A 25,760-nucleotide genomic window follows, 5' to 3' on the forward strand; every position below is an offset into this window, starting at 1 on the left:
AGCCGACGAGGTATGCCATGCCCGCGTTGAACGGCTTGCTATGGCTGATTAGCTACTGGCTGCTTGGAGAAGTGGTGATCCACTTCTCCGGCTTGCCTATCTCTTCCGGTGTGGTCGGCATGCTGCTGCTTTGTACCACACTGGCAGTATTAGGCCGCGTGCCATCAAGCGTTGCCGCTGCTGCCCAACCGCTTATTGCCCTGCTCGCTATGCTTATCATGCCAGGCGTTGTGGGCGTCTTCTTTATTCTCGATGAACTGGCTGGCCAGTGGCTCGCCATTATTGTGGCATTGTTACTCGGGACGCTGCTTAGTGTGATCACAACGCTCTGGCTACTGAAACGGCTTATGGGGCATCATGCCCACTGAGATTTTGGCATTGCTCACAGAAACGCCATTGTTTGCCGTGGGGCTAACACTGACGGCGTACTTGTTGGGTAGTGCACTCTTTAATCGCCTCAATCAGCCTGCCTGGCTGCCCGCGATCCTGGTCGCTTCGCTGCTACTCGCCGCGATGCTTGCGGTCCTTGGGCTGCCTTATGCGACCTACCAGGAAGGCGCCGGCTGGCTGACGGTGCTACTGGGTCCTGCGACGGTTGCGCTGGGCATGCCTCTCTATCAGCAACTGCCACGTATTCGTGCTCTCTGGCGTCCGTTAGCGGTCTGCTTACCTATCGCTGCGGCGCTCGCCGCCTGTTATGCCCTGGGTATTGCCTGGCTGATGGGTAGCCCCGGGCAGATACTCGCCTCTATTGCCGCCAAATCGGTCACAGCCCCCATTGCCATAGGGATTACGGAACAGCTGGATGGCAGCGTGGCACTGTTAATGGGGGCGCTGCTGGTCACGGGGGTCGTCACCATTCCATTTGTCAGTCTCTCCGCAAGAATTTTAAGCATTGATGATGAACGCATCATCGGTTTTGCACTCGGCCTGAATGGACACGCTATCGGCACCGTGCGGGCATTTGAGCTAAGCCCCACCGCTGGCGCATTTGCCTCGCTGGGCATGAGTCTGACCGGCATTTTTACCGCGCTACTGTTGCCGCTGGCGTGGCGGCTGATAGGCGTGGGCAACTGATAAGCATCGTCAGCTGAAATACGCTATCATCGCGCCTACTTTCGCGCCCACTGTGGCCCCTGCTTCACTTTTAAGAGCCGCTTCGCAACATGGCTAACTCCACCAGGTATCGCATCGCTATTAATGGGTACGGGCGCATTGGCCAATGCGTACTGCGGGCACTTGTTGAACGCGACCACCCAGAGATTGAGGTCGTGGCGATTAACGAGCTTTCTGATCTGGCGACCATTACTTACCTCACCCGCTACGACACCACCCACGGCCGTTTCCCAGGTGCAGTAGATAACGACGGGGAAGCATTGCTCGTTAATGGTCAGCGCATTCAAGTCCTCTGCGAACAGGCCCCTGAGGCGCTTCCCTGGGCAGCGCTGGATATTGATTTGGTGCTGGAGTGCTCTGGCAGCTTTAAAGGCCGTGCCACCGCCGAGCAGCATTTAGCGGCTGGCGCCAAACGGCTGCTATTTTCTCAGCCAGCTGAAAATGATGTAGATGCCACCATTGTGTGGGGAATCAATGACGATGAGCTAACGCTCTCACATCGTATTCTTTCGGCCGCGTCATGTACCACTAACTGCTTGGTGCCACTGCTGACCGTATTGGATAAAGCACTGGGACTCGAGCACGGCGTGACGACGACCATCCACTCTGCCATGAATGACCAGCCGGTGATCGACGCTTATCATCAAACCGACCTGCGCCTGACGCGCTCGGCAATGCAATCTATTGTGCCAGTAGATACTGGCTTAGCATTGGGCATAAGCCGCTTAATGCCAGCCTTGGCGGGGCGTTTTGAATGTCTCCACGTGCGCGTGCCCACGATTAACGTATCCGCGATGGATGCTGCCCTAACCGTGCGCCAAGATACCGATGCCGAGCAGGTGAATGCGTTGTTGCGAGACGCCAGTCAACAGCGTTTGGCCGGCGTATTAGGCTATACCGAAGCACCCATGGCCTCGATTGATTTTAATCACGACCCACGCTCTGGCATCCTAGACGCCACACAAACACGGGTGGCGGGCAAACGCCTAGTCAAATTGCTGTGCTGGTTTGATAACGAGTGGGGATTTGCCAATCGCATGCTAGATATCACTCAGCGACTGGCGACTTTAACGGCCCATAACGCCCACTAGCCAATACTGTATCGCACCACGATTTTTCATTCGCTTGAACATGAGGAACCGCTCACATGAACGTGCAAAAAATGACCGATCTGCCTCTTGAAGGGCAGCGAGTACTGATTCGCGAAGACCTCAACGTGCCGATTAAAAATGGGCATGTGTCCAGCGATGCACGTTTGCGGGCAGCACTCCCCACCATTCGAGCAGCCGCTAAGGCTGGCGCAAAAGTGTTGTTAATGAGCCACCTGGGACGCCCAACGGAAGGCGAGCCCGCCGACGAATTTTCACTGGCTCCGGTTGCCGCGCACTTGAGCGAGCTGTTAGGCCACCCCGTCAAGCTGGTGACCAACTATCTTGAGAACGCACCTACGATGGCAAACGGCGATGTTGTACTGCTTGAAAACGTGCGCTTCAACACCGGGGAGAAGAAAGACGACGAACAGCTCGCTAAGCAGTACGCCGCCCTGTGTGATATTTTCGTGATGGATGCTTTCGGTACTGCACACCGCGCCCAAGCGTCTACCCATGGCGTCGCGCGTTTTGCACCGAAAGCCTGTGCGGGCCCGCTGCTTGCCCAGGAACTGGACGCGTTGGAAAAGGCGCTAGCCCATCCTGCGCGCCCCATGGCGGCGATTGTCGGTGGCTCGAAAGTCTCGACCAAGTTGGACGTACTGACCGCCCTCTCCGAAAAATGCGACCAGTTGATTGTCGGCGGTGGGATCGCCAACACCTTTATTGCCGCCGCAGGCTATAATGTTGGCAAATCGCTCCATGAAGCGGATTTAATCGGCCAAGCGAAAGCTCTGATGGAAAAAGTCGCCATTCCCCTGCCCACCGATGTCGTGGTAGCCACTGAGTTTTCAGAATCCGCCGATGCGGTGGTCAAACCGGTGGACCAGGTGGAAGACAACGAAATGATCTTGGATATCGGCCCGGATACCGCAGCGCATTTAGCCAGCCTGTTGAAAGATGCAGGCACGATTCTTTGGAATGGCCCGGTCGGCGTTTTTGAAATTGACCAGTTTGGCAAAGGTACCGAGGTGATTGCCCACGCCATTGCCAACAGCAGCGCTTTCTCCATTGCCGGCGGCGGTGATACGTTGGCGGCGATTGATAAATACGCCATTGCTGATCGTGTTTCGTACATATCAACCGGCGGAGGTGCCTTTCTAGAATACGTAGAAGGCAAGCAACTGCCTGCTGTTACCGCACTCGAAGCGGCCGCCCAACGCAGTTAATTGTTAGCGTTTTGAACAGACGCTCACTGCACTCATTTACACTGACAATTCAGTCTTAACCACATAGATAGGTGATCCCATGGCTTTGATCAGCATGCGCCAAATGCTCGACCACGCGGCCGAATACGGCTACGGCATACCGGCTTTCAATGTTAATAACCTTGAGCAAATGCGCGCCATTATGGAAGCCGCTGATGCCACCGACTCGCCAGTCATCGTGCAAGCCTCCGCTGGCGCACGCAAATATGCCGGTGCGCCCTTTCTGCGCCACTTGATTCTGGCTGCTGTTGAAGAGTTTCCGCATATCCCTGTGGTCATGCACCAAGATCACGGTACCAGCCCGGCCGTGTGCCAGCGCTCCATCCAACTCGGCTTCTCCTCGGTGATGATGGACGGCTCTCTTGGAGAAGATGGCAAAACGCCGGCGGATTATGCCTACAACGTTGATGTTACCCGTCGCGCGGTGGAAATGGCCCACGCCTGTGGCGTTTCTGTTGAAGGCGAGCTCGGTTGCCTCGGCAGCCTGGAAACGGGCATGGCCGGTGAGGAAGACGGCATCGGTGCGGAGGGCAAACTTGGCATGGAGCAACTGCTTACCGACCCTGAAGAAGCGGCTGAGTTTGTCAAAGCCACCCACGTGGATGCGCTCGCCATCGCCATTGGCACCAGCCACGGGGCGTATAAATTCAGCAAGCCGCCCACTGGCGATACACTTTCAATCCAACGGATTAAAGAAATTCACGCACGCATCCCCGACACTCATTTGGTGATGCATGGCTCCTCTTCCGTGCCCCAGGAATGGCTGGATGTCATTAACCAATACGGCGGACAGATTCCCGAAACCTACGGGGTACCTGTCGAAGAGATCGTGGAAGGTATTAAGCATGGCGTTCGCAAGGTCAATGTTGATACTGACTTGCGCTTAGCCTCTACAGGGGCAGTACGCCGCTTTTTGGCTGAGAATCCGTCTGAATTCGACCCACGTAAATTCCTCAAAGAGACGGTATCTGCCATGCGTGATTTGTGTATTGCGCGTTATGAGGCCTTTGGCACGGCAGGTAATGCCAGCAAGATCAAACCGATCAGCCTAGAAGCCATGTTCCAGCGCTACGAACGTGGCGAGCTTGCGCCTAAAGTGAAATAAACCTCAAACAAATATCGATATTAGATATATAAATCGCAAAAAAGACGGCCACTCGGCCGTCTTTTTTATTGCTTAATCTTCATCATCGGTACTTTTTTCGCTTTCGCCTTCTTCAATTGCATCTTCTGCACTGCCTGTACCACCCGTACCACCCTCAGTGTCTTCCTCCTCCTCTTCTTCCTCTTGCTTTTCCTCACCATTGCTGTCGGATTCAGAGGTGTCGCTGCTGCGGTTTTCCTCATCCCGCTTCACTGAACCTGCTTTAATACCATACTCTTCCTCAAGCGCTTCATCGTCGAGAGGCTCGTGCTCATCAGCACTTGCCACTCCTGCGGCTGACAGCAGCGCCATAGCAAATACGAATGGCATGATCCAAGGGGTTAATCGCATCGTCAGGGTCTCCTTATTATGGTAGTTACAGCTTAGCACGTCATCGCAAATCTAATTGAAGAGGCAATCAACGAAGCTCAATCAACGGCCCAAACCGTCATAGGGGTTATGTGTTTTGATCAATCTGAAGCTGCCCAACGTAGCAGGCAAGCAAAAAATTACAGAACACTGTTCACAAAAGCGCTACAATCTCTTTCAATAGCCTGATGATTTGTTCGTTCTGTTATTGCAGTTGCTAAGTCACTGCTAGGAAATTCCATGCCGCTCCCTCTGTTATTATTTGATTGCGATGGCACTTTGGTCGATAGCGAACCCCTACTTGCCGAAGAAATGTCGACGGGACTTAATAGCGTAGGGCTACCCTTCGTGCCATCTGATTATTTGGGTGAATTTCGGGGCTCACGCTTTCGCAATATCGTGGCTCAGCTACAGGCGCGCCATGGCGACGTCAGCAACGAGCAATTGAACAGCATGGAAACCACCATGCGCGCTAACCTTGCTAAGCGATTAGCACAGGAACTCACTACCATTCCCGGTGCCAAAGAAGCCCTTCAGCAACTATCCGCTTACCCCAGTGCTGTGGTGTCCAACGGTCCTGAAGAGAAAATTCGTACCGCACTTAAGGCAACGGGGCTCGACAGCTATTTCGCAGAGCGACTTTTTAGTGGCTATACCGCTCATTGTTGGAAACCGGAGCCCTGTTTGCACCTCCATGCTGCGAGTATCATGGGATATAGTGCTGCCCACTGTATTGCTATCGATGATGCGCTGGTAGGCGTACGCGCTGCCCTTGAAGCGGGAATGAAGGTGATTCATTTAAATCGTTTTCCAGATGCGGAGACCACGCCGGAGAACGCCATTATGATTAGCAATATGTTCCAGCTACCTGCCGTAATCAGGCAGTTAAGCCAGGAAGTGAGTCCGGCGGCCGAGCCTTATTACTCTGAAGGGAAATAATGCGATGTCTTCATTACGCGACCAGCTTGGTGGACTGGTATATTCCACCGAAAAGGGCAATACCTGCCCAGCTTGCCGTGAACCTTTGGAATTTTGCCGCTGTGACGCCGATAGTGAACAAGCGCGTATTGCCGCGCTGGACGGCGTCGTCCGTATTCGACGTGAAACCAGTGGTCGTAAAGGGAAAGGTGTAACCACGGTCAGCGGCATTCCCCTGGCAACAGCGGACCTTAAAACTCTCGCCAAAGATCTAAAAAAACGCTGCGGCACAGGTGGCGCAGTTAAAGACGGCATCATTGAAATTCAAGGTGATCACCGTGATAGCCTAAAACAGGAATTAACCGCACGCGGCTATCAAGTCAAATTGGCTGGTGGCTAATCCATACGTCTCAGGACCGTTATTGTGCAGTCACGCCGCACTAGGGCATTGAAATGATCTGGCTAGAATATTTGCTCCCGCTGATTTTTCTCTTTCCCATGGCGGCAATGGGCGGCATCGTTCTAGCACTACGTAGCCTTCACGATGCCCGCGTTCAATCCCCCTTCGATACGCCGCTGCGCGAGCCAGGACGGGCATTGCGCCATCGACTGGATCAAGCATTCTCAAGCTTATTTCTGAATGGCGCATTAGGCCCATTGATTAGCCTCGCTCCACTCGTCTATGGCATGGGACGAATGCTGTTTGTTGATAAGCAAGACTGGGTTGAATGGGCTCTATATGGTTTGCTTAGCACGCTGTTAGTATTAGCTTTTTCGCTACTGTTGGTGCGTGACTACCAACGCATTCGGCGATTGAAGCTGGGCTTAGCCTGCGAGCTCGCCGTTGGCCAAGAGCTTGAACGGCTTATCCGTCCCGATGCCCATCCTTATTATGTGTTTCACGACGTGCCAACGGATAGTTTTACAATTGACCATGTAGTAGTCACACCTCATGGTGTTTTCGTGGTCGAAACCCGTGCACGCACCGTTCCCATCAGCAGTGATGGACGTGAACTTAATACCGTTGCAGTCGAACGTGAGCGGCTTCGCTTCCCCTATTGGCAAGAGCGCCGTCCACTGCATAAAACGCGGCAAGGGGTTAATTGGCTTAGTCAATGGCTAGAACAGCGCTGTGGAGTCCCGGTGCCTGTTCAAGGTGTGTTGGTGTTACCTGGCTGGGATATCAACAACGATGAAGCAGCGCCTGACATCCTGGTAGCGAGGGGGGATGTATTGTCGAAGCAGCTAACCGAACTGACACCTGGCAAGCTCAGCGACCCCATTCACGATAAAATCATCAACACTTTGTTAGAACGCGCCAAGCTCATGGAATTAAAGCACCTTCGTCAGCCGTCTGTTTAACAATGCCTAATCGCCTCGCAAACGTCCCCCCATTTCTTGGGCGAGATCAACGGCGTAATGGTCAGTCATACCGCCGATAAAGTCGAGCATGCGACGGTAGCTCTCGTAAAGCGGCCAAGAGGCCAGCGGTGTATTCTCACCGATGAGGGCAAGTACCCGCTGATGTTTGAAAGAGCTATGGCCAGTATGATGCAGCTCATGCGCCGCGCCAATAAAAGCTTCAAGCAAAATACCTAACGTCGTATAAGCTCCGATTTCCAGCTTGGCTTTACGTTCATTTTGAAAAATCCGCTCGCGGGCTAACTGTTTTGCGGCTCTCACTCCCCAGCCTAAATCCGGGTGGCATAGCTCGAGTAAATCATCGCTGAGCGTTCCATTTAGCAGTGCCTCTTCATGCTGCACAAACACTGCCCCTACATCGTTGACCGCACGCTCCATCGCCGCGCCGCGCAACAATGCAATTCGACGACGCTGTGACACGTTACGGGCTTGCATATCAGCGTACTCAGGCGGAAATTCACCGGCGATCTGGCGTAGCACCTCAACCACTTCTTCATAGCGAAGAATCCCCATCTCCAAACCATCTTCCAGGTCCAGCAATGCGTAACAAATATCATCTGCTGCTTCGACGAGCCAAGCTAACGGATGACGACACCAGCGCTGCTCGCCCTGGGGTAGCAGGCCCACTGCTTCAGCTACCTCTTTCAACAGCACCTGTTCGGACTGATAAGCCCCAAACTTACCTGCCCGACCGCTATAGCGTACTGTCCAGGGGTATTTTAGCAGCGTGCCCAGCGTGGCCGCAGAGAGCCTCATACCACCATTGAATTGGTTATATTCAATTTGGGTAATCACTCGAAAGCCCTGAGCATTACCTTCGTAGGTCAGTAGATCTTCACGTTCAGCGTCGGATAGACCATCTAATAGCCCGCTTCCTTGTGCTCGATGGAACCAGTCACGAATGGCGTACTCACCGGCATGTCCAAAAGGCGGGTTACCGATATCATGCCCCAAGCATGCCGTTTGAACGATCACCCCTAGGTCAGCCGGTGTGATCCACTGTGGCAATCGGTCACGCAATAACTCGCCTACAATCATGCCTAACGAGCGCCCCACACAGCCGACTTCCAGCGAGTGGGTTAATCGCGTATGAATATGGTCGTTTTCGGTCAGCGGGTGTACTTGAGTCTTGCGACCGAGACGTCTGAAAGAGCCTGAAAAAACGATGCGATCGTGATCTTTGTGAAAAGGGCTACGCCCTATCTCGCGAGTGCTTGACGAGCGTTGATCGTGGAGACGTTTAGGGGAAAGTAACTGTTCCCAGCGCATATGAGTCATGACGTTCCTCCTTGAGAGCCGCATTTTGACACAAAAGTCAGCCAGATAGACAAACAAAACTCCGCCGAGCTGGGCTTAAAACAAAGCATAAAAAAATCCCCCAAGGCATTAGCCCTGGGGGATTTTTGGTATAGGTGCCTGACAATGACCTACTCTCGCATGGGGAGACCCCACACTACCATCGGCGCGAAGCGGTTTCACTGCTGAGTTCGGCATGGGATCAGGTGGTTCACGCTTGCTATGGTCGTCAGGCGTAACTTTAAATGTCTATCATGCTGTACGGTGTTTTGTGGCGTCTCTCTTACCAAGCCCTGTGTCGTAAACACTTCGCTCAGTGTGCGTATCCGGTTTTCTCGTTATCATCACGACCAGACCCCTTGGGTGTTATAGGGTCAAGCCTCACGGGCCATTAGTACACGTTAGCTCAACACCTTGCAGCGCTTCCACACCGTGCCTATCAACCAGCTGGTCTCGCTGGGCCCTTCAGGAGGCTCTAGGCCTCAGGGATGTCTCATCTTGAAGGGGGCTTCCCGCTTAGATGCTTTCAGCGGTTATCCCGTCCGCACATAGCTACCCGGCAATGCCACTGGCGTGACAACCGGAACACCAGAGGTGCGTCCACTCCGGTCCTCTCGTACTAGGAGCAGCCCTTCTCAAACATCCAACGCCCACGGCAGATAGGGACCGAACTGTCTCACGACGTTCTAAACCCAGCTCGCGTACCACTTTAAATGGCGAACAGCCATACCCTTGGGACCGACTTCAGCCCCAGGATGTGATGAGCCGACATCGAGGTGCCAAACACCGCCGTCGATGTGAACTCTTGGGCGGTATCAGCCTGTTATCCCCGGAGTACCTTTTATCCGTTGAGCGATGGCCCTTCCATACAGAACCACCGGATCACTAGAACCTGCTTTCGCACCTGCTCGACGTGTCTGTCTCGCAGTCAAGCACCCTTATGCTCTTGCACTCATTGCACGATGTCCGACCGTGCTGAGGGTACCTTCGTGCTCCTCCGTTACGCTTTGGGAGGAGACCGCCCCAGTCAAACTACCCACCACACACTGTCCTCGATCCGGATAACGGACCTGAGTGAGAACGCCAATGATGCCAGGCTGGTATTTCAAGGTTGGCTCCACCCGAACTGGCGTCCGAGTTTCAAAGCCTCCCAGCTATCCTACACAGGCAACATCAGCGTCCAGTGTGAAGCTATAGTAAAGGTTCACGGGGTCTTTCCGTCTAGCCGCGGGTACACCGCATCTTCACGGCGATTTCAATTTCACTGAGTCTCGGGTGGAGACAGCGTGGCCATCATTACGCCATTCGTGCAGGTCGGAACTTACCCGACAAGGAATTTCGCTACCTTAGGACCGTTATAGTTACGGCCGCCGTTTACCGGGGCTTCAATCAAGAGCTTCGGACGAATCCTAACACCATCATTTAACCTTCCGGCACCGGGCAGGCGTCACACCCTATACGTCCGCTTGCGCGTTAGCAGAGTGCTGTGTTTTTAATAAACAGTTGCAGCCACCTGGTATCTTCGACCGGTTCTCGCTTAAGCCGCAAGGGCTCTCACAATACGCCGGCGTGCCTTCTCCCGAAGTTACGGCACCATTTTGCCTAGTTCCTTCACCCGAGTTCTCTCAAGCGCCTTGGGATTCTCACCCTGACCACCTGTGTCGGTTTGGGGTACGGTCGCACATGATCTGAAGCTTAGAGGCTTTTCCTGGAAGCGTGGCATCGATGACTTCAACACCGTGGTGTCTTCGTCTCGTCTCTCGGCCTTAAGGGTCCGGATTTACCTAAACCCTCAGCCTACGGACTTTCACCAGGACTACCAACGCCTGGCTCATCTAGCCTTCTTCGTCCCCCCATCGCAACCATGTCCGGTACGGGAATATTGACCCGTTTCCCATCGACTACGCCTTTCGGCCTCGCCTTAGGGGCCGACTCACTCTGCTCCGATTAGCGTCGAACAGAAACCCTTGGTCTTCCGGCGAGGGAGTTTTTCACTCCCTTTATCGTTACTCATGTCAGCATTCGCACTCGTGATACCTCCAGCAGACTTCTCAATCCACCTTCATCGGCGTACACGACGCTCCTCTACCGCGCATTCCTAAGAACGCACCCGTAGCTTCGGTACCTGGTTTAGCCCCGTTACATCTTCCGCGCAGGCCGACTCGACTAGTGAGCTATTACGCTTTCTTTAAAGGATGGCTGCTTCTAAGCCAACCTCCTAGCTGTCTGAGCCTTCCCACATCGTTTCCCACTTAACCAGGATTTCGGGACCTTAGCTGACGGTCTGGGTTGTTTCCCTTTTCACAACGGACGTTAGCACCCGCTGTGTGTCTCCCACGCTCGCACTCACCGGTATTCGGAGTTTGCCTCGGGTTGGTAAGTCGGGATGACCCCCTAGCCGAAACAGTGCTCTACCCCCGGCGGTGATACGTGAGGCGCTACCTAAATAGCTTTCGAGGAGAACCAGCTATCTCCGAGCTTGATTAGCCTTTCACTCCGATCCACAAGTCATCCAAATCTTTTTCAACAGATCCTGGTTCGGGCCTCCAATTGATGTTACTCAATCTTCACCCTGCTCATGGATAGATCGCTCGGTTTCGGGTCTATATCCAGCGACTGCGTCGCCCAGTTAAGACTCGGTTTCCCTACGGCTCCCCTATACGGTTAACCTCGCCACTGAATATAAGTCGCTGACCCATTATACAAAAGGTACGCAGTCACCCCATCACTAAGCCACCTCTGCTTGTTTGGGTGGGTTGAACGTTGCAAGCAACGTTAACCGTCAAGCGGGGGCTGATGGTGTTCCACATCACGAAGAAGCTTAGTGATGGGGCTCCTACTGCTTGTACGCACACGGTTTCAGGATCTATTTCACTCCCCTCTCCGGGGTTCTTTTCGCCTTTCCCTCACGGTACTGGTTCACTATCGGTCAGCCAGGAGTATTTAGCCTTGGAGGATGGTCCCCCCGTCTTCAGTCAAGGTTTCTCGTGCCCCGACCTACTCGATTTCACATGATCAGACTTTCGACTACGGGGCTATCACCCGCTACGGCCGCGCTTCCCAACGCATTCGCCTAATCAGTCACATGCTTAAGGGCTGGTCCCCGTTCGCTCGCCGCTACTGGGGGAATCTCGGTTGATTTCTTTTCCTCAGGGTACTTAGATGTTTCAGTTCCCCTGGTTCGCCTCCTGGCCCTATAGATTCAGGACAGGATACCGATCTTGTGATCGGTGGGTTTCCCCATTCAGAGATGCCCGGGTCACAGGTTGTTTGCCACCTCGCCGAGCCTTATCGCAGGCTTCCACGTCTTTCATCGCCTCTGGCTGCCTAGGCATCCACCGTGTGCGCTTCATTGCTTGACCCTATAACCCGAAGGAGTCTGGTATCTCGCAATGATAACGATTGCCGGATACGCTTGAGACGTATCACAAAACAATTACGTAGGAACGTGTTCAACACACGTTCCTGTCAGCATGATATACATTGTTAAAGAGCGGTTAGAGCTAGAAGCCCTAAGCTGGAAGCTTGAAGAGAAAACTTTCTCCCAAGCACCTAGCTTAAAACTTCGTCAAGACGGTTTTGATGTCGTTCAAGTTGGGCTTTTTCTTCAAGCTTCTAACGTCAAGCTTGATTGGTGGAGCCAAGCGGGATCGAACCGCTGACCTCCTGCGTGCAAGGCAGGCGCTCTCCCAGCTGAGCTATGGCCCCATTAACACACAATTTTTCCGGGAAATTTTATTCAGAACAAGGCATTTTATGGCGACGCATAGCCTGCTATGCGAGTCATAAAATAACGCAGTGCTGGATAAAATTTGGTGGGTCTGGGCAGACTTGAACTGCCGACCTCACCCTTATCAGGGGTGCGCTCTAACCAACTGAGCTACAGACCCGGCTATTCAGCCATTACAGATATTGGGAACCTGTAGCAGCTAAATTAACTACCGTTTGCTCTATCACTTGATCAGGTAATTCATTGTGAGCGCTTACCGCGAGCATGATGCATCGTTTAAGGAGGTGATCCAGCCGCAGGTTCCCCTACGGCTACCTTGTTACGACTTCACCCCAGTCATGAACCACACCGTGGTGATCGCCCTCCAAAGTTAGGCTAACCACTTCTGGTGCAGTCCACTCCCATGGTGTGACGGGCGGTGTGTACAAGGCCCGGGAACGTATTCACCGTGACATTCTGATTCACGATTACTAGCGATTCCGACTTCACGGAGTCGAGTTGCAGACTCCGATCCGGACTGAGACCGGCTTTAAGGGATTCGCTGACTCTCGCGAGCTCGCAGCCCTTTGTACCGGCCATTGTAGCACGTGTGTAGCCCTACCCGTAAGGGCCATGATGACTTGACGTCGTCCCCACCTTCCTCCGGTTTGTCACCGGCAGTCTCCTTAGAGTTCCCGGCATTACCCGCTGGCAAATAAGGACAAGGGTTGCGCTCGTTACGGGACTTAACCCAACATTTCACAACACGAGCTGACGACAGCCATGCAGCACCTGTCTCTGCGCTCCCGAAGGCACCAAGGTATCTCTACCAAGTTCGCAGGATGTCAAGGGTAGGTAAGGTTCTTCGCGTTGCATCGAATTAAACCACATGCTCCACCGCTTGTGCGGGCCCCCGTCAATTCATTTGAGTTTTAACCTTGCGGCCGTACTCCCCAGGCGGTCGACTTATCGCGTTAACTTCGCCACAAAGTGCGCTAGGCACCCAACGGCTGGTCGACATCGTTTACGGCGTGGACTACCAGGGTATCTAATCCTGTTTGCTACCCACGCTTTCGCACCTCAGTGTCAGTGTCAGTCCAGAAGGCCGCCTTCGCCACTGGTATTCCTCCCGATCTCTACGCATTTCACCGCTACACCGGGAATTCTACCTTCCTCTCCTGCACTCTAGCCTGATAGTTCCGGATGCCGTTCCCAGGTTGAGCCCGGGGCTTTCACAACCGGCTTATCAAGCCACCTACGCGCGCTTTACGCCCAGTAATTCCGATTAACGCTTGCACCCTCCGTATTACCGCGGCTGCTGGCACGGAGTTAGCCGGTGCTTCTTCTGCGAGTGATGTCTTTCCTGGCGGGTATTAACCACCAGGCGTTCTTCCTCGCTGAAAGTGCTTTACAACCCGAGGGCCTTCTTCACACACGCGGCATGGCTGGATCAGGGTTGCCCCCATTGTCCAATATTCCCCACTGCTGCCTCCCGTAGGAGTTCGGGCCGTGTCTCAGTCCCGATGTGGCTGATCATCCTCTCAGACCAGCTACGGATCGTCGCCTTGGTGAGCCGTTACCTCACCAACCAGCTAATCCGGCATAGGCTCATCCGATAGCGGGAGCCAAAGCCCCCTTTCTCCCGTAGGACGTATGCGGTATTAGCCTGGGTTTCCCCAGGTTATCCCCCACTACCGGGTAGATTCCTATGCATTACTCACCCGTCCGCCGCTCGTCAGCATCCAGCAAGCTGGACCTGTTACCGCTCGACTTGCATGTGTTAGGCCTGCCGCCAGCGTTCAATCTGAGCCATGATCAAACTCTTCAGTTTAAGATCTATGCGGTTCTTACTCACTACCCCGAAGGGCAGCAAAAGCGAACCAAACTTGGCTCAAGGGTCAAACGAATTCATTCAATATCGGCTTCGAAAAGCCGTAGTGCTTGAGTCGCTTGCCTTGATATTTGGTGATTTATCACCCTCATCGGCAAGCGCCCACATGAATTACCTGATCAAATTATTAAAGAGCGTTTCGCTTTACAAAACCGGCCCACCGGTGAACGGTTTGGCCTCAGCGAGGAAGACGTATTCTACGCACTTCCGGGTGGTTGTCAATGACTAATTGGCGCGAGGTGATGCAAACCCACTGTCACCATCAGCACCCTAACTCACTGACAAACCGAGGGTTTTTAACCCCTCCCACCGCCAGCAACGCTTGGCGTCCCCGGCAGCGGATGCGTACTTTACGGTGTCACCGCCGGGCTGGCAAGAGGTAGGGCGAAAAAAATTAGCGCAGTGTCACACGGGCATAACGTTTCTTGCCTGCCTGGATAACGTAAGCCTTACCGGTGGGGAGCATGGTGTCTTGGGCCACCACCTCGCCATCCACTTTGACGCTGCCATTTTTCAGCATGTCTTTGGCCTGAGCACTGTTCTTGGTTAACCCCGAACGGTTTAGCACCGCGGCAATCGGCGCATCGGCACTGCCTTCAAAATCAACCTCGACCTCGGGCAGGTCGTCGGGCAGCTCACCATCCGCCAACTGGTTGCCGGCGGATTTATGCGCGTTGGCCGCCGCTTCGTCGCCGTGATAGCGAGCAATCAGCTCGCGCGCCAGCTCCATTTTTACATCGCGCGGATTGGCTCCCTGCTCAACGCTCTGCTTAAGCGCCTCAATCTCTTCGTTGGATTTCAACGACAGCAGCTCGAAGTAACGCCATATCAAGCTGTCCGGCATGGATACCAGCTTGTTGAACATGGCGCCGGGGCTTTCATCGACGCCGACATAGTTGCCAAGCGACTTGGACATCTTCTGCACGCCGTCCAACCCTTCAAGCAGGGGCATGGTGATCACCACCTGCGGCTCCTGGCCGAAATGCTTCTGGATCTCACGGCCCATCAGCAGGTTGAACTTTTGGTCGGTGCCACCCAGCTCGACATCCGCGTCTAACGCGACGGAGTCATACCCCTGAACGAGCGGGTAGAGAAATTCGTGGATGGCAATCGACTGATTGGCCTTGTAGCGTTTTTCAAAGTCGTCCCGCTCAAGCATTCGCGCGACGGTACTCTGCGCTGCCAGCTCGATCATCTTGGCCGCGGAGAGTTCGCCAAACCACTCGGCATTGAAGCGCACTTCCGTTTTTTCAGGGTCGAGGATTTTAAACACCTGCTCCCTGTAGGTATCGGCATTAGCTTTAACATCGGCCTCGGTGAGCGGTTTGCGGGTCACGTTTTTACCGGTGGGGTCGCCGATGCGGCCGGTGAAATCACCAATCAGGAAAATAACGGTGTGACCCAGATCCTGAAACTGGCGCATTTTGGTCAGCAAAACGCTATGCCCTAAGTGAAGATCAGGGGCGGTGGGATCAAAACCCGCTTTGATACGCAGCTTGCGTCCGGAAGCCAACTTTTGGCGCAGCTCGCCCTCAACCAAAATTTCATGCGTTCCGCGCGATAACAACGCTAGCGCCTGATCCACCTCACTCATTGCTTTTCTCCACGTAAGCATCGCCTTGCGGGCGTTGTAATGATAAATACTGGGCGATGTTATCATGCCCGCTCGCCTTGGTTGAGCCTTCGTCTTATTTTGGATACCTCTGCAATGACAACTTCAACGACTGACACGCCTGTTTACTACATCGGCTTGATGTCGGGGACCAGTCTGGACGGGATTGACGCAGCACTGGTGGCTATTGCCCCCAACACCTCGCCAACGCTGGTGGGCAGCCACGCAACTGCCATGCCGCAGGCGCTCCACGATGAACTATTGCATTTATGCCACGCTGAGTGGGTCAGCTTTGCCGCCTTGGCCAGGGCGGAGGCGGCGTTTTGCCTGTTACAGGCGGACGCTATTAAGGCCTTATTACGTCAGCAGGGGATATCAATCGACCAGGTGGCCGCCATTGGCAGCCATGGACAGACCATTGAGCACGCACCGGACGGCCATGCTGGCGGACCGGCTTACACCCTGCAGCTCGACAACCCGAGCCTGCTCGCCGAACTGACCGGCGCCACCGTGGTCGGCGACTTCCGCCGCCGAGACCTGGCGGCTGGCGGTCAGGCGGCTCCACTAGCACCGGCGTTCCATCAGGCACTTTTCGGGCGCCGGGAAGGCGAACAGCTCATCTTGAACCTGGGCGGTTTTGCCAACCTGACTTGGTTACCCAGCGATCCTGACGCCCCGGTAACCGGCTTTGATACAGGGCCTGCAAATGTGTTGCTAGATGCGTGGTTTTCAAAGCATCAGCGGGGGCGTTTTGACCAAGATGGGGCTTGGGCCGCCAGCGGAAACATTGACTCCTTGCTACTGGAACGCCTACTGGAGGCCCCTTTCTTTCAACAGCCTCCGCCGCGCAGTACGGGCCGTGAGCTGTTTAACCTGCCGTGGCTGGAAAGCTACTTAACTGGTAACGAGACACCCCGTGATGTCCAGGCAACGCTTGCCGAGCTTACCGCGGTTACCGTCGCCCAGGGGGTTAAGCAACTCCCCCTCTCCCACCAGGACGTTACGTTAATCACTTGCGGGGGAGGTGCGCATAACGCCTATCTGATGGCTAGGCTCGCCGATCACTTGCCCCACGCAGTGCTTGAGTCCCCGTCCGCTTACGGCTGGCCAGAGGATTGGATCGAAGCCGGAGCGTTTGCATGGCTAGCCCATCAGCGTCTGCACAACCTCCCCGGCAACCTGCCTTCGGTCACAGGCGCTAGCGGGATACGCGTGTTAGGCGGCATTTACGCCCGCTAGTTAAATGGGCCACAACCGCTTGGGCTATTCGTCTTTTAGCGCGAGCGTTCCTTTAGCCCTTGCCTGAGCGTCGTCCATACTCACCACGCCGTCTTTCACCAGCTGGGCAAGCGATGCATCCAGCGTTTGCATCCCCAAGCTGCCTCCGGTTTGAATCGCGGAGTAGATCTGCGCGACTTTATCTTCGCGGATCAAGTTACGCACTGCCGATGTAGCGAGCAGAATTTCGTGGGCCGCAACGCGGCCACCTTCCTGTCGTTTTAGCAGTGTTTGGGACACAACCGCCTGCAGCGACTCTGAGAGCATTGAACGCACCATCGCTTTCTCTTCGCCAGGGAAGACGTCGATAATTCGGTCAATGGTTTTGGCTGCGGAAGTCGTGTGCAACGTGCCCAGCACTAAATGGCCGGTTTCAGCCGCTGTTAACGCCAAGCGTATGGTTTCCAAGTCGCGCAACTCACCGACCAAAATCACATCGGGATCTTCGCGTAATGCGCTGCGCAAGGCGTCGGCAAAGCTATGCGTGTCGCGATGGACCTCCCGCTGATTAATCAGGCAGCGCTTACTGGTATGCACAAACTCAACAGGGTCTTCAATGGTTAAAATATGCTCAAAACGATGATCGTTGATGTAATCGATCATCGCGGCAAGCGTCGTGCTTTTGCCCGAGCCGGTTGGCCCCGTTACCAGCACTAGGCCGCGCGGCAGCATCGAAAGACGTTCGAACACCTCGCCAAGGCCAAGCGCCTGCATCGATAGCACCTGATTAGGAATGGTGCGGAACACGGCTCCAGCTCCCCGCGCTTGGTTAAAGGCGTTAACACGAAAACGCGCCGCACCTGGGACCTCAACAGAGAAATCGACTTCAAGATGTTCTTCGTAGTCGCGGCGCTGACGATCGTTCATGATGTGGTAAATCAATCGACGCACGTCGCTGTTATCCATGGCGGGCACATTAAGCCGATGAATATCGCCATCAACCCGTATCATGGGCGGCAGTCCTGCGGACAAATGCAGGTCAGAGGCATTCTGCTTTGCCGAGAATGCCAGCAGTTCGGTAATATCCATCTCTCTTCCCCAGCTGCGGTAAGGTGCTTGAGTATGACAGATAACACGCTTTCAGCGTCACTTGCCCACGCGCGTGAACGCCTAGAACGTGCCCTCATTGACGCCAAGCGCCCGAGTAATGATGCCTCGCTGCTGGCCGTGAGCAAGACCAAACCGGCCGCGATGATTCGTCAAGCCTGGGCACTCGGCCAACGCGAATTTGGTGAAAACTATCTGCAAGAGGCGTTGGACAAACAGGCAGAGCTGGCCGATTTAGACGATATTGTGTGGCATTTCATTGGCCCACTTCAGTCGAATAAAACCCGTGCCGTTGCCGAGCATTTCGGCTGGCTGCACACCGTTGACCGCCTGAAAATCGCCAAACGACTCAGCGAACAGCGGCCAAGCCATCTACCTCCGCTCAACGTTTGCTTACAGGTTAACATCAGTCGTGAGCCCTCTAAGTCAGGCGTTATGCCAGAAGACGTAGTCACTCTTGCCGAGGAGGTTGCAACACTGCCACATCTTCAGTTACGCGGTTTGATGGCAATTCCTGCCCCCGTAGAAGGGTTAGCGGCGCAACGTAAACCCTTGGCCGCGCTGCGTGAGCTACTGGTAGCAGTGCAAAAAGCCCTTCCCGATGCGCCACTGGATACGCTTTCCATGGGTATGAGCGACGATTTGGAAGCGGCGGTGCTGGAAGGTGCCACGCTGGTACGTTTAGGCACAGCTATCTTTGGCGTGCGTGATAAAGCCTGACCATACAGTCAGACTAATGGCAACGCATCGTCACTACACAATGCAATGACTCGGCTCAGCGCAGCCCTTTTCCAACAGAGGATCCCCACATGGCGAACAACATCACCTTCATTGGCGCGGGTAATATGGCAAGCGCCATTATTGGCGGCCTGATCGACAGCGGCGTCAATTCTGGCAACATTACCGCTACCGCGCCGCAAGAAAGCGAACTTTCCGCGTTGCGAGCGCGTTTAAACATCCAAACGCAGACAGATAATAACGCCGCGGTTAGTCAAGCGGATGTTGTGGTACTGGCGGTTAAGCCACAGATTATGCGCAACGTATGCGAAGCGCTTAGCGACAGTATTCAGCAGCAACAACCCCTGGTGATTTCTATTGCCGCAGGTCTAGACGCTGCCACTATTGACCAATGGCTCGGCGGTAATAATGCGATGGTTCGCTGCATGCCCAATACACCATCTTTGGTAGGCCGCGGTGCCAGCGGCCTGTATGCTAATGCGCGAGTTAGCGATACTCAGCGCAAGGTCGCGACTCAGCTAATGGAAGCAGTGGGTATCGTCGAGTGGGTCGAGGAAGAGGGTTTGCTGGACGCGGTGACGGCAGTATCTGGCAGCGCACCCGCCTATTTTTTCCTCATGCTGGAAGCCATGGAAGACGCCGCCGTCAAACTTGGCCTTCCCGCCGATACCGCACGCCGCCTGGCGATTCAAACCGCGCTAGGTGCCGCCACCATGGCGCAGCAAAGCGATAAGGACCCAGCGACACTAAAACAGAATGTCATGTCGCCCGGCGGGACTACCGAACGGGCGATTCAACACATGGAAGATGCCCAGCTTAGGACGACAATCGCCGATGCGATGCAGGCCTGCGCCGAGCGCGCCCAAGCAATGTCCAAGGAACTGAGCGGTCACTAATCAATGCGGATTTTATAGGAGAAACAGCAATGGGTAACGAATTGGGCAGCGCCGGGTTAATGCTTGTTAACTCGCTGATTAACATTTATTTGTTTTTACTCATGCTGCGGTTTTTATTGCAGGCCTCGCGGGCAGATTATTACAATCCGCTGAGCCAGTCGGTGGTCAAGATCACCCAGCCGGTCGTAGGTCTCTTCCAGGGCTTTTTGGGGCCTGTCGCCGGTCGCTTTGACCTCGCGACCCTGGCCGCAGGGTTCGTCCTCAAAGTCGTTAGCATCATCGCCATTTTTATGGTCGTCGGCGTAGGCATGCCGCCCGTTGTTGGGCTATTAATTGCGGGTGTCGCGGCGCTGGCCAACGCCATCTTAAAGATTTACTTCTTCGCCATGATCGTAATGATCATCTTGAGCTGGGTCGCGCCCAATGCAAGTCATCCTGGCGCACTACTCATCATGCAGTTGGTTGAGCCCATCATGGCGCCGGTTCGTAAGGTAATACCGCCGCTGGGTATGATTGATTTATCACCCATTGTGGTATTTATCGCCATCAATTTGATTGATGGCTTGCTAGTCGGCTCACTGATTCGCGCGGCTGGCATTTCCGGCGCGCTTGTTGGACTTTAGCCTCGGCAGATAACAATCTGATTTCATACGTTTTACTCAGCAGAACCATTTGTAGGACATACGCTTTCGATGCCCGATTCAGACACGCTTGCTTTTGCTGACCGGCCGGCGGACTCCGTTGGCCTTGTCACTCCCCACGTTGCCAAGTTCGACACGCCGCTGTCGCTCGCTTGTGGCAAAACGCTGCCCGAGTACGAGCTGATTTATGAGACCTATGGCACCCTTAACGCCGAACGTAGCAATGCGGTCTTGATTTGCCATGCCCTCTCCGGCCATCACCATGCTGCTGGTTACCACAGCGAGGGGGATCGCAAACCCGGCTGGTGGGATGCACATATCGGCCCAGGCAAACCCATCGACACTAACCGCTTTTTTGTTGTGTCGCTGAACAACCTGGGCGGCTGTCACGGCAGCACCGGCCCGGTGAGCCATAACCCTGAAACGGGTAGGCAGTGGGGGCCCGACTTCCCCATGGTCACCGTAAGTGACTGGGTGGTAAGTCAGGCTCGCTTAGCCGACCGTTTGGGGATCGAGTGTTGGGCCGCCGCCATAGGGGGTAGTCTTGGCGGCATGCAGGTGCTGCAATGGACGATAACCTACCCTGAACGGGTTGCCAATGCCGTCGTCATCGCCGCAACACCCCGCCTTTCGGCACAAAATATTGCCTTTAACGAAGTGGCCCGCCAGGCGATTCGCTCTGACCCTGAGTTTTTTGGCGGCTGGTACGCCGAGCACGACACGGTGCCTAAACGCGGCCTGAAACTGGCGCGTATGGTTGGCCACATTACTTATCTTTCCGAAGACGCCATGGGCAGTAAATTTGGCCGTGATCTGCGTAGCAATGACCTGAATTTCGGCTTCGATGTCGAGTTCCAGGTAGAGTCCTACCTGCGCTATCAGGGCGACACCTTTTCCACCGCCTTTGATGCCAATACTTACCTATTGATGACCAAGGCGCTGGATTACTTCGACCCGGCGGCCACACAGGGGGGGGATCTCGCCAACGCCCTATCCCCGGCGCAATGCCCCTTCTTGATTGTCAGCTTCACCACCGACTGGCGCTTCCCGCCGCCACGCTCCCGTGAGCTGGTAGACGCGCTAACGCGAGCAGGCAAATCGGTCAGCTACGCCAACATTGACTCCCCGCATGGACACGATGCGTTTTTATTACCCGAACCCCGCTACGAAGCGGTATTCGGCGCCTTTATGAACCGCGCGGCGCGTGATCTTAAACTCGACCAGGCGGATGCGGAGACAACCCCATGATGCGCGCAGATCTGGAGCTGATTTACGACTGGGTGCCCGAAGGGGCGCACATACTGGACCTCGCCTGCGGCGATGGCGTTCTGCTTGAGACGCTGGCCAAAGATAAAGGCGTGACCGGCTACGGGCTAGAAATCGATCCCGACGGCATTACCGGCTGCGTTGCCCGTGGCGTCAATGTGATTGAGCACAACCTCGACGATGGCTTAGGCAGTTTCTGCGATAACAGCTACGATCAGGTGATCATGACTCAAGCCCTGCAGGCGCTGCGCCGTCCGGACAAAATGCTTGATGAAATGCTGCGCGTCGCGGAAGAAGGCATTATTACCTTTCCGAATTTTGCCTACTGGCGCCACCGTATTCATCTTGGCCTGCGCGGCTACATGCCGGTATCCAAGTCGCTGCCCCACGCCTGGTACGACACGCCCAATATCCATCTTTCGACCTTCAACGACTTTGAACACCTATGCCGTGAAAAAGGCCTGATAATTGTTGACCGCGCCGTGGGTGTTGGCGATCACCGCGGGCACTGGACGTCACGCCTATGGCCCAACCTTTTCGGTGAAATCGCCATTTTCCGCGTGCGCCGCCGCTAGCCGCACTGACAAGGGCCTCGTCAGGCGTACCGCCGCAGGCCCTGCTGGTGACCACTGCACGTCAATCCCGTAGGCCAACACCTCAACCCCCGCCTGAACAGCCTCGTGCAGTGTAGCCGCATAGATTGGGTCGATATGCGTAGCGGGGGCCACGTCAGCGATGCCCTCATGCGCCACGCAAAACAATAGCACGGCCCGTTCGCCCTGCTCGACTAACGCCTGCAGTGAACGTAAATGCTTGGCACCCCGGACGCTGACCGAATCGGGAAAGTAGCCGTGGCCGTCAGTCTCTTTCAGCGTGACCTGCTTCACTTCGATGTAGACGGCACCGCGCTCGGGGTCGTCCAGGCGAAAATCGAGCCGGGCGTCAGCCACTTTCACCTCACGCTTAAGCGCCTGATAGCCTGCCAGCGGCGCAATATCACCTGCGCCAATGGCCGCCTCAACAATGCGATTCGCCCGTCCTGTATGCACGGATGCCGGCGCAATAGTGCCATCCGGCTGCGGCAGTTCAATCCACTCCCAAGTCCACGCCAGCTTGCGCTGAGGGTTATCGCTCGGCGAAAGCCATACGCGACAGCCGGGCACATTGACCGCCTTCATTGAGCCGGTATTCGGGCAGTGGGCGACAACTTCCTGCCCGCTGTCCAGGCGCACATCGGCCAGAAAGCGCTTGTAGCGGCGAAGCAGCGTGCCCGGCACCAACCCGTCATAAGCGAGACTCATAGACGGCTCACGAAGCGGGTGATGCGAACCACGGCTTCTTCCAACCGTTCAACGTCGTTGGTGAAGGCGATACGCACATGGTGCTCGCCGCCCTGTACGGCAAAATCGATGCCAGGGGTAATCGCCACGTTTTCCTCACCCAGTAGCCGTTCGCAAAAAACCTGACTGTCGCGGCTATAGCGGGAAATATCCAGCCACAGATAAAACGCGCCCTGGGGTGGGAGGTCTGGCACAAGCCCCAGCTCGGCAAGGCCGTCCAGCAACACTTGGCGGCGCTGTTTTAACGTCGCCCGACGCGTTTCAAGAATATCGCGGCACTCGGGGGTAAACGCAGCCAGAGCGGCGTGCTGAGACGGCGTCGATGCGGCCAAAAATACATTTTGCGCCAGCCGAGTCAGCGGCTCCACCGCGTGCTCCGGGGCTACCAGCCAGCCCAAGCGCCAGCCGGTCATGCCAAAGTACTTGGAGAAACTATTGACCACAAAGGCATCGTTGGAAAGCGAGGTCGCCGACAGCGGCGCATCGTCGTAATTCAGCCCCTGATAAATTTCATCCACCAGCACCTCACCACCCTGCGCTGCCACGGTGCTCAAAACACCGCTCAATGCGTCACCGTCAAGCGTATGCCCGGTGGGATTGGAGGGTGATGCCAGCATGGCCAGCCGTGTGTTTGCTTGCCAGTGCTGATCAATCAGCGAGGCGTTTAACTGCCAGCCACTTTGGCGGCTCACGGGGATGGCATCCACCTCAGCACCGGCCAGGGCCATAAAATGTCGATTACACGGGTAGTTGGGGTCGGCCATTATCACGCGATCGCCCGCTTCGATCAGTAACTGGCTGGCCAGCAACAGTGCACCCGAGGCCCCAGGCGTGACTAAAATACGTGCAGGATCTACCGAGGCATTGAAGTGCTCAGCGTAGTGGCCCGCAATTGCTTCGCGCAGCGCTGGCAAGCCAGCAGCGGGCGTGTAGCGTGTTTTGCCTGTCGCCAATGCCTGCTGCCCTGCTGCCACTATCGGCGCGGGAGTAGCGAAATCAGGCTCACCCACTTCCAGATGAATCACATCGTGGCCTTCGGCTTCGCGAGCCTGGGCCATTTCCAGCAGATGCATCACACGGAAGGGCGCGACACGATTCACTCGCGAATTCCAAGCCATATCGGTTCTTTTCCCAAGCGGTAGTAAAAACATGATCTTGGTCGCACAAAAGGCAAAACCAAGCAAGAATCCACACTATTATGCTTGCAACGCGGCTATTTTTCAGCTAAACAAGCATCCCTTTGGCGTGAGATCGTAATACACGCTCACGGTTGATCAGCAGTCACATACGTAAGGGGCACTCCCATGCCAGTAGCGGAAAAAAAACCGGAAGCGTCCAAGCCCTTCACCCCATATGAGCCGGCAGCGGGTGAAGAATATATGAACGATCAACAGCTGGCGCACTTTCGTCAGTTGCTGTTGGATTGGAAACAAGACCTCATGGAAGAGGTGGACCGTACCGTACGCCACCTGCAGGAAGATGCTAACAACTACGCTGACCCCGCCGACCGGGCGACCCAGGAAGAAGGCTTTAGCCTTGAACTGCGCACCCGGGACCGCGAGCGTAAACTGCTTAAGAAAATTAACGAAACCATCGAAAAAATCGACGAAGACGATTATGGCTTCTGCGAAGCCTGCGGCGTTGAGATCGGTATCCGCCGTCTTGAAGCCCGCCCGACTGCCACGCTATGCGTCGACTGCAAAACGCTGGCCGAGCTCAAGGAAAAGCAACTCGGCGGCTAAAGTAGCGATAACCGAGCTGTACGTTATTGCGGAATGCGGGCACCCTAAGGTGCCCGTTTTGGTTTCTGGAAAGCTTAAATGACGCAACCGACTTGCTACCGTGGGCGTTTTGCCCCCACCCCCTCTGGCCCGCTGCATTTTGGCTCGTTGGTGGCGGCGCTGGGCAGTTATCTCGACGCACGCGCGGTGGGCGGCGAATGGTTGGTGCGAATTGAAGACATTGACCCGCCACGCTGCCCACCAGGCGCTGACAGTATGATATTGCGCCAGCTGGAAGCATTTGGGCTCCAATGGGACGGAACCGTTCGTTGGCAGCATGGACGTCATGACGCTTATCAACAGGCGCTTGACGCTCTAGCCCACCAAGGGTTGGCCTATCCATGCAGCTGTTCGCGCAAACAGTGGCAAGCATTCTCGGTATATCCAGGCTGGTGCCGCCAGGGCCTAAGTGACGCCACCCAACCGGTTGCTTGGCGGCTGCGCAGCGATTTGGCCCAACGCCCAGTCGAATGGCATGATCGCCTGTTTGGCTTTCAGCAATTCGACCCTGAAACGCTGGGCGACGTAATACTCAAACGCAAGGATTCACTTTGGGCTTACCAACTGGCAGTGGTGGTGGATGATGCTGAGCAAGGCATTACCGATATCGTCAGGGGCTTTGATTTGCTCGACAACACCCCCTGGCAGCGCCAGCTACAAATCGCACTAGCGCTACCCGAGCCGCGTTATCTACATTTGCCATTAGTCGTGACCCCTGAGGGTCAAAAGCTTTCCAAACAAAATCTTGCGCCAGCACTCGCTGACGATGAGCGCGGCATCCGCCACCAGTTGTTTCAGGCCCTGCTGGCTCTCGACCAAGCGCCTCCCAGCGAACTTTCTCGTGAGCCAGTGACCACGCAATTACACTGGGCAGTGACCCATTGGTCGGTGGCGCGTCTGTCACCGTCAGCGCACCGCGAATTGCCTCAGGAGGTATGAC

At 55.2% G+C, this 25,760-nt stretch carries 22 protein-coding genes, 2 tRNA genes and 3 rRNA genes; 16 read left to right on the plus strand and 11 right to left on the minus strand.

The features are described from left to right. Positions 1 to 17 precede the first annotated feature (17 nt). The 5 genes from CPH17_RS10385 (at position 18) to fba (ending at position 4,577) form a co-directional block, all read left to right on the plus strand. Positions 18 to 368, plus strand: coding sequence for a CidA/LrgA family protein (locus CPH17_RS10385; RefSeq protein ID WP_074397659.1), 351 nt, complete (start codon positions 18 to 20; stop codon positions 366 to 368). Continuing rightward, positions 358 to 1,077, plus strand: a complete 720-nt coding sequence (locus CPH17_RS10390; protein ID WP_074397660.1) for an LrgB family protein — start codon at positions 358 to 360, stop codon at positions 1,075 to 1,077. The genes CPH17_RS10385 and CPH17_RS10390 overlap by 11 nt, the downstream gene beginning before the upstream one ends. Positions 1,078 to 1,166: 89 nt before the next feature. Continuing rightward, positions 1,167 to 2,207, plus strand: a complete 1,041-nt coding sequence (locus CPH17_RS10395; protein WP_074397661.1) for a type I glyceraldehyde-3-phosphate dehydrogenase — start codon at positions 1,167 to 1,169, stop codon at positions 2,205 to 2,207. Positions 2,208 to 2,263: 56 nt separating this feature from the next. Beyond that, complete coding sequence (locus CPH17_RS10400) at positions 2,264 to 3,433, plus strand: phosphoglycerate kinase (RefSeq protein ID WP_074397662.1); 1,170 nt, start codon at positions 2,264 to 2,266, stop codon at positions 3,431 to 3,433. A gap of 79 nt (positions 3,434 to 3,512) precedes the next feature. Next, on the plus strand, positions 3,513 to 4,577 hold the full coding sequence (gene fba / locus CPH17_RS10405) for a class II fructose-bisphosphate aldolase (RefSeq protein ID WP_074397663.1): 1,065 nt from the start codon (positions 3,513 to 3,515) through the stop codon (positions 4,575 to 4,577). A gap of 72 nt (positions 4,578 to 4,649) precedes the next feature. Here the strand turns inward: fba and CPH17_RS10410 are convergent, their stop codons facing one another. Beyond that, positions 4,650 to 4,967, minus strand: a complete 318-nt coding sequence (locus CPH17_RS10410; RefSeq protein WP_074397664.1) for a hypothetical protein — start codon at positions 4,965 to 4,967, stop codon at positions 4,650 to 4,652. A 258-nt stretch (positions 4,968 to 5,225) separates the two neighbouring features. On the opposite strand from CPH17_RS10410, the gene CPH17_RS10415 reads away from it, so the two are divergent. From CPH17_RS10415 to CPH17_RS10425, 3 genes are read left to right on the plus strand one after another with little or no spacing between them, the layout of a single operon-like run. Further along, positions 5,226 to 5,924: an HAD-IA family hydrolase gene (locus CPH17_RS10415; RefSeq protein WP_074397665.1), complete on the plus strand. Its 699-nt coding sequence runs from the start codon at positions 5,226 to 5,228 to the stop codon at positions 5,922 to 5,924. A 4-nt stretch (positions 5,925 to 5,928) separates the two neighbouring features. Beyond that, entirely contained in the window at positions 5,929 to 6,303 is a 375-nt protein-coding gene (locus CPH17_RS10420) for a translation initiation factor Sui1 (protein WP_074397666.1), read from the plus strand. Between the two features lie 53 nt (positions 6,304 to 6,356). Continuing rightward, entirely contained in the window at positions 6,357 to 7,265 is a 909-nt protein-coding gene (locus CPH17_RS10425) for a nuclease-related domain-containing protein (protein WP_074397667.1), read from the plus strand. A 6-nt stretch (positions 7,266 to 7,271) separates the two neighbouring features. On the opposite strand, the gene CPH17_RS10430 is transcribed toward CPH17_RS10425, so the two are convergent. From CPH17_RS10430 to tyrS, 7 genes are all read right to left on the minus strand, one after another. After that, complete coding sequence (locus tag CPH17_RS10430) at positions 7,272 to 8,603, minus strand: deoxyguanosinetriphosphate triphosphohydrolase (RefSeq protein ID WP_074397668.1); 1,332 nt, start codon at positions 8,601 to 8,603, stop codon at positions 7,272 to 7,274. Between the two features lie 136 nt (positions 8,604 to 8,739). Then, positions 8,740 to 8,855, minus strand: a 5S ribosomal RNA gene (gene rrf / locus CPH17_RS10435). 136 nt (positions 8,856 to 8,991) lie between these two features. After that, positions 8,992 to 11,983: ribosomal RNA gene (locus CPH17_RS10440) — 23S ribosomal RNA — on the minus strand. Between the two features lie 270 nt (positions 11,984 to 12,253). Then, a tRNA-Ala gene (locus tag CPH17_RS10450) sits at positions 12,254 to 12,329 on the minus strand. A 105-nt stretch (positions 12,330 to 12,434) separates the two neighbouring features. Further along, a tRNA-Ile gene (locus tag CPH17_RS10455) sits at positions 12,435 to 12,511 on the minus strand. Positions 12,512 to 12,628: 117 nt separating this feature from the next. Further along, a 16S ribosomal RNA gene (locus CPH17_RS10460) occupies positions 12,629 to 14,161 on the minus strand. Together the 16S, 23S and 5S rRNA genes with 2 tRNA genes alongside form the textbook arrangement of a ribosomal RNA operon. A 454-nt stretch (positions 14,162 to 14,615) precedes the next feature. Next, positions 14,616 to 15,815, minus strand: a complete 1,200-nt coding sequence (gene tyrS / locus CPH17_RS10465) for a tyrosine--tRNA ligase (RefSeq protein ID WP_074397669.1) — start codon at positions 15,813 to 15,815, stop codon at positions 14,616 to 14,618. Positions 15,816 to 15,929: 114 nt separating this feature from the next. On the opposite strand from tyrS, the gene CPH17_RS10470 reads away from it, so the two are divergent. Further along, a complete protein-coding gene (locus CPH17_RS10470; protein ID WP_074397670.1) occupies positions 15,930 to 17,072 on the plus strand; it encodes an anhydro-N-acetylmuramic acid kinase in 1,143 nt (380 codons plus the stop codon). Positions 17,073 to 17,096: 24 nt separating this feature from the next. Here the strand turns inward: CPH17_RS10470 and CPH17_RS10475 are convergent, their stop codons facing one another. Further along, positions 17,097 to 18,140, minus strand: coding sequence for a type IV pilus twitching motility protein PilT (locus tag CPH17_RS10475; protein WP_074397671.1), 1,044 nt, complete (start codon positions 18,138 to 18,140; stop codon positions 17,097 to 17,099). 33 nt (positions 18,141 to 18,173) lie between these two features. Between CPH17_RS10475 and CPH17_RS10480 the strand changes: the two genes are divergently transcribed. The 5 genes from CPH17_RS10480 (at position 18,174) to metW (ending at position 22,274) form a co-directional block, all read left to right on the plus strand. Next, positions 18,174 to 18,878: a YggS family pyridoxal phosphate-dependent enzyme gene (locus CPH17_RS10480; protein ID WP_074397672.1), complete on the plus strand. Its 705-nt coding sequence runs from the start codon at positions 18,174 to 18,176 to the stop codon at positions 18,876 to 18,878. Between the two features lie 89 nt (positions 18,879 to 18,967). Then, a complete protein-coding gene (gene proC, locus CPH17_RS10485; RefSeq protein WP_096299390.1) occupies positions 18,968 to 19,792 on the plus strand; it encodes a pyrroline-5-carboxylate reductase in 825 nt (274 codons plus the stop codon). A gap of 29 nt (positions 19,793 to 19,821) precedes the next feature. Further along, positions 19,822 to 20,415 carry a YggT family protein gene (locus CPH17_RS10490; RefSeq protein WP_096299392.1) on the plus strand — a complete coding sequence of 198 codons (594 nt, stop codon included), beginning with the start codon at positions 19,822 to 19,824 and terminating at the stop codon, positions 20,413 to 20,415. A gap of 69 nt (positions 20,416 to 20,484) precedes the next feature. Beyond that, positions 20,485 to 21,681 (plus strand): homoserine O-succinyltransferase MetX, encoded by a 1,197-nt coding sequence (gene metX / locus CPH17_RS10495; protein WP_096299394.1) that lies wholly within the window; start codon positions 20,485 to 20,487, stop codon positions 21,679 to 21,681. Continuing rightward, positions 21,681 to 22,274, plus strand: coding sequence for a methionine biosynthesis protein MetW (gene metW, locus CPH17_RS10500; protein ID WP_074398575.1), 594 nt, complete (start codon positions 21,681 to 21,683; stop codon positions 22,272 to 22,274). Before metX ends, metW begins: the two co-directional genes overlap by 1 nt. Here metW and sfsA read toward each other — a convergent pair. Together sfsA and CPH17_RS10510 are read right to left on the minus strand one after the other, a co-directional pair. Continuing rightward, positions 22,221 to 23,000 (minus strand): DNA/RNA nuclease SfsA, encoded by a 780-nt coding sequence (gene sfsA, locus CPH17_RS10505; protein ID WP_096299396.1) that lies wholly within the window; start codon positions 22,998 to 23,000, stop codon positions 22,221 to 22,223. The two genes, metW and sfsA, sit on opposite strands and share 54 nt — an antisense overlap. Next, complete coding sequence (locus CPH17_RS10510) at positions 22,997 to 24,157, minus strand: aminotransferase class I/II-fold pyridoxal phosphate-dependent enzyme (RefSeq protein WP_096299398.1); 1,161 nt, start codon at positions 24,155 to 24,157, stop codon at positions 22,997 to 22,999. The genes sfsA and CPH17_RS10510 overlap by 4 nt, the downstream gene beginning before the upstream one ends. Positions 24,158 to 24,343: 186 nt before the next feature. Here CPH17_RS10510 and dksA point away from each other — a divergent pair, with 186 nt between their 5' ends. Both dksA and gluQRS read left to right on the plus strand, forming a co-directional pair. Further along, complete coding sequence (dksA, locus tag CPH17_RS10515) at positions 24,344 to 24,781, plus strand: RNA polymerase-binding protein DksA (RefSeq protein WP_074397678.1); 438 nt, start codon at positions 24,344 to 24,346, stop codon at positions 24,779 to 24,781. A 78-nt stretch (positions 24,782 to 24,859) separates the two neighbouring features. Continuing rightward, on the plus strand, positions 24,860 to 25,759 hold the full coding sequence (gene gluQRS, locus CPH17_RS10520; RefSeq protein WP_096299400.1) for a tRNA glutamyl-Q(34) synthetase GluQRS: 900 nt from the start codon (positions 24,860 to 24,862) through the stop codon (positions 25,757 to 25,759). Position 25,760: the final 1 nt, after the last annotated feature.

This window comes from Halomonas sp. hl-4, from assembly GCF_900215475.1.
In the GTDB taxonomy this organism is placed as follows: domain Bacteria; phylum Pseudomonadota; class Gammaproteobacteria; order Pseudomonadales; family Halomonadaceae; genus Vreelandella.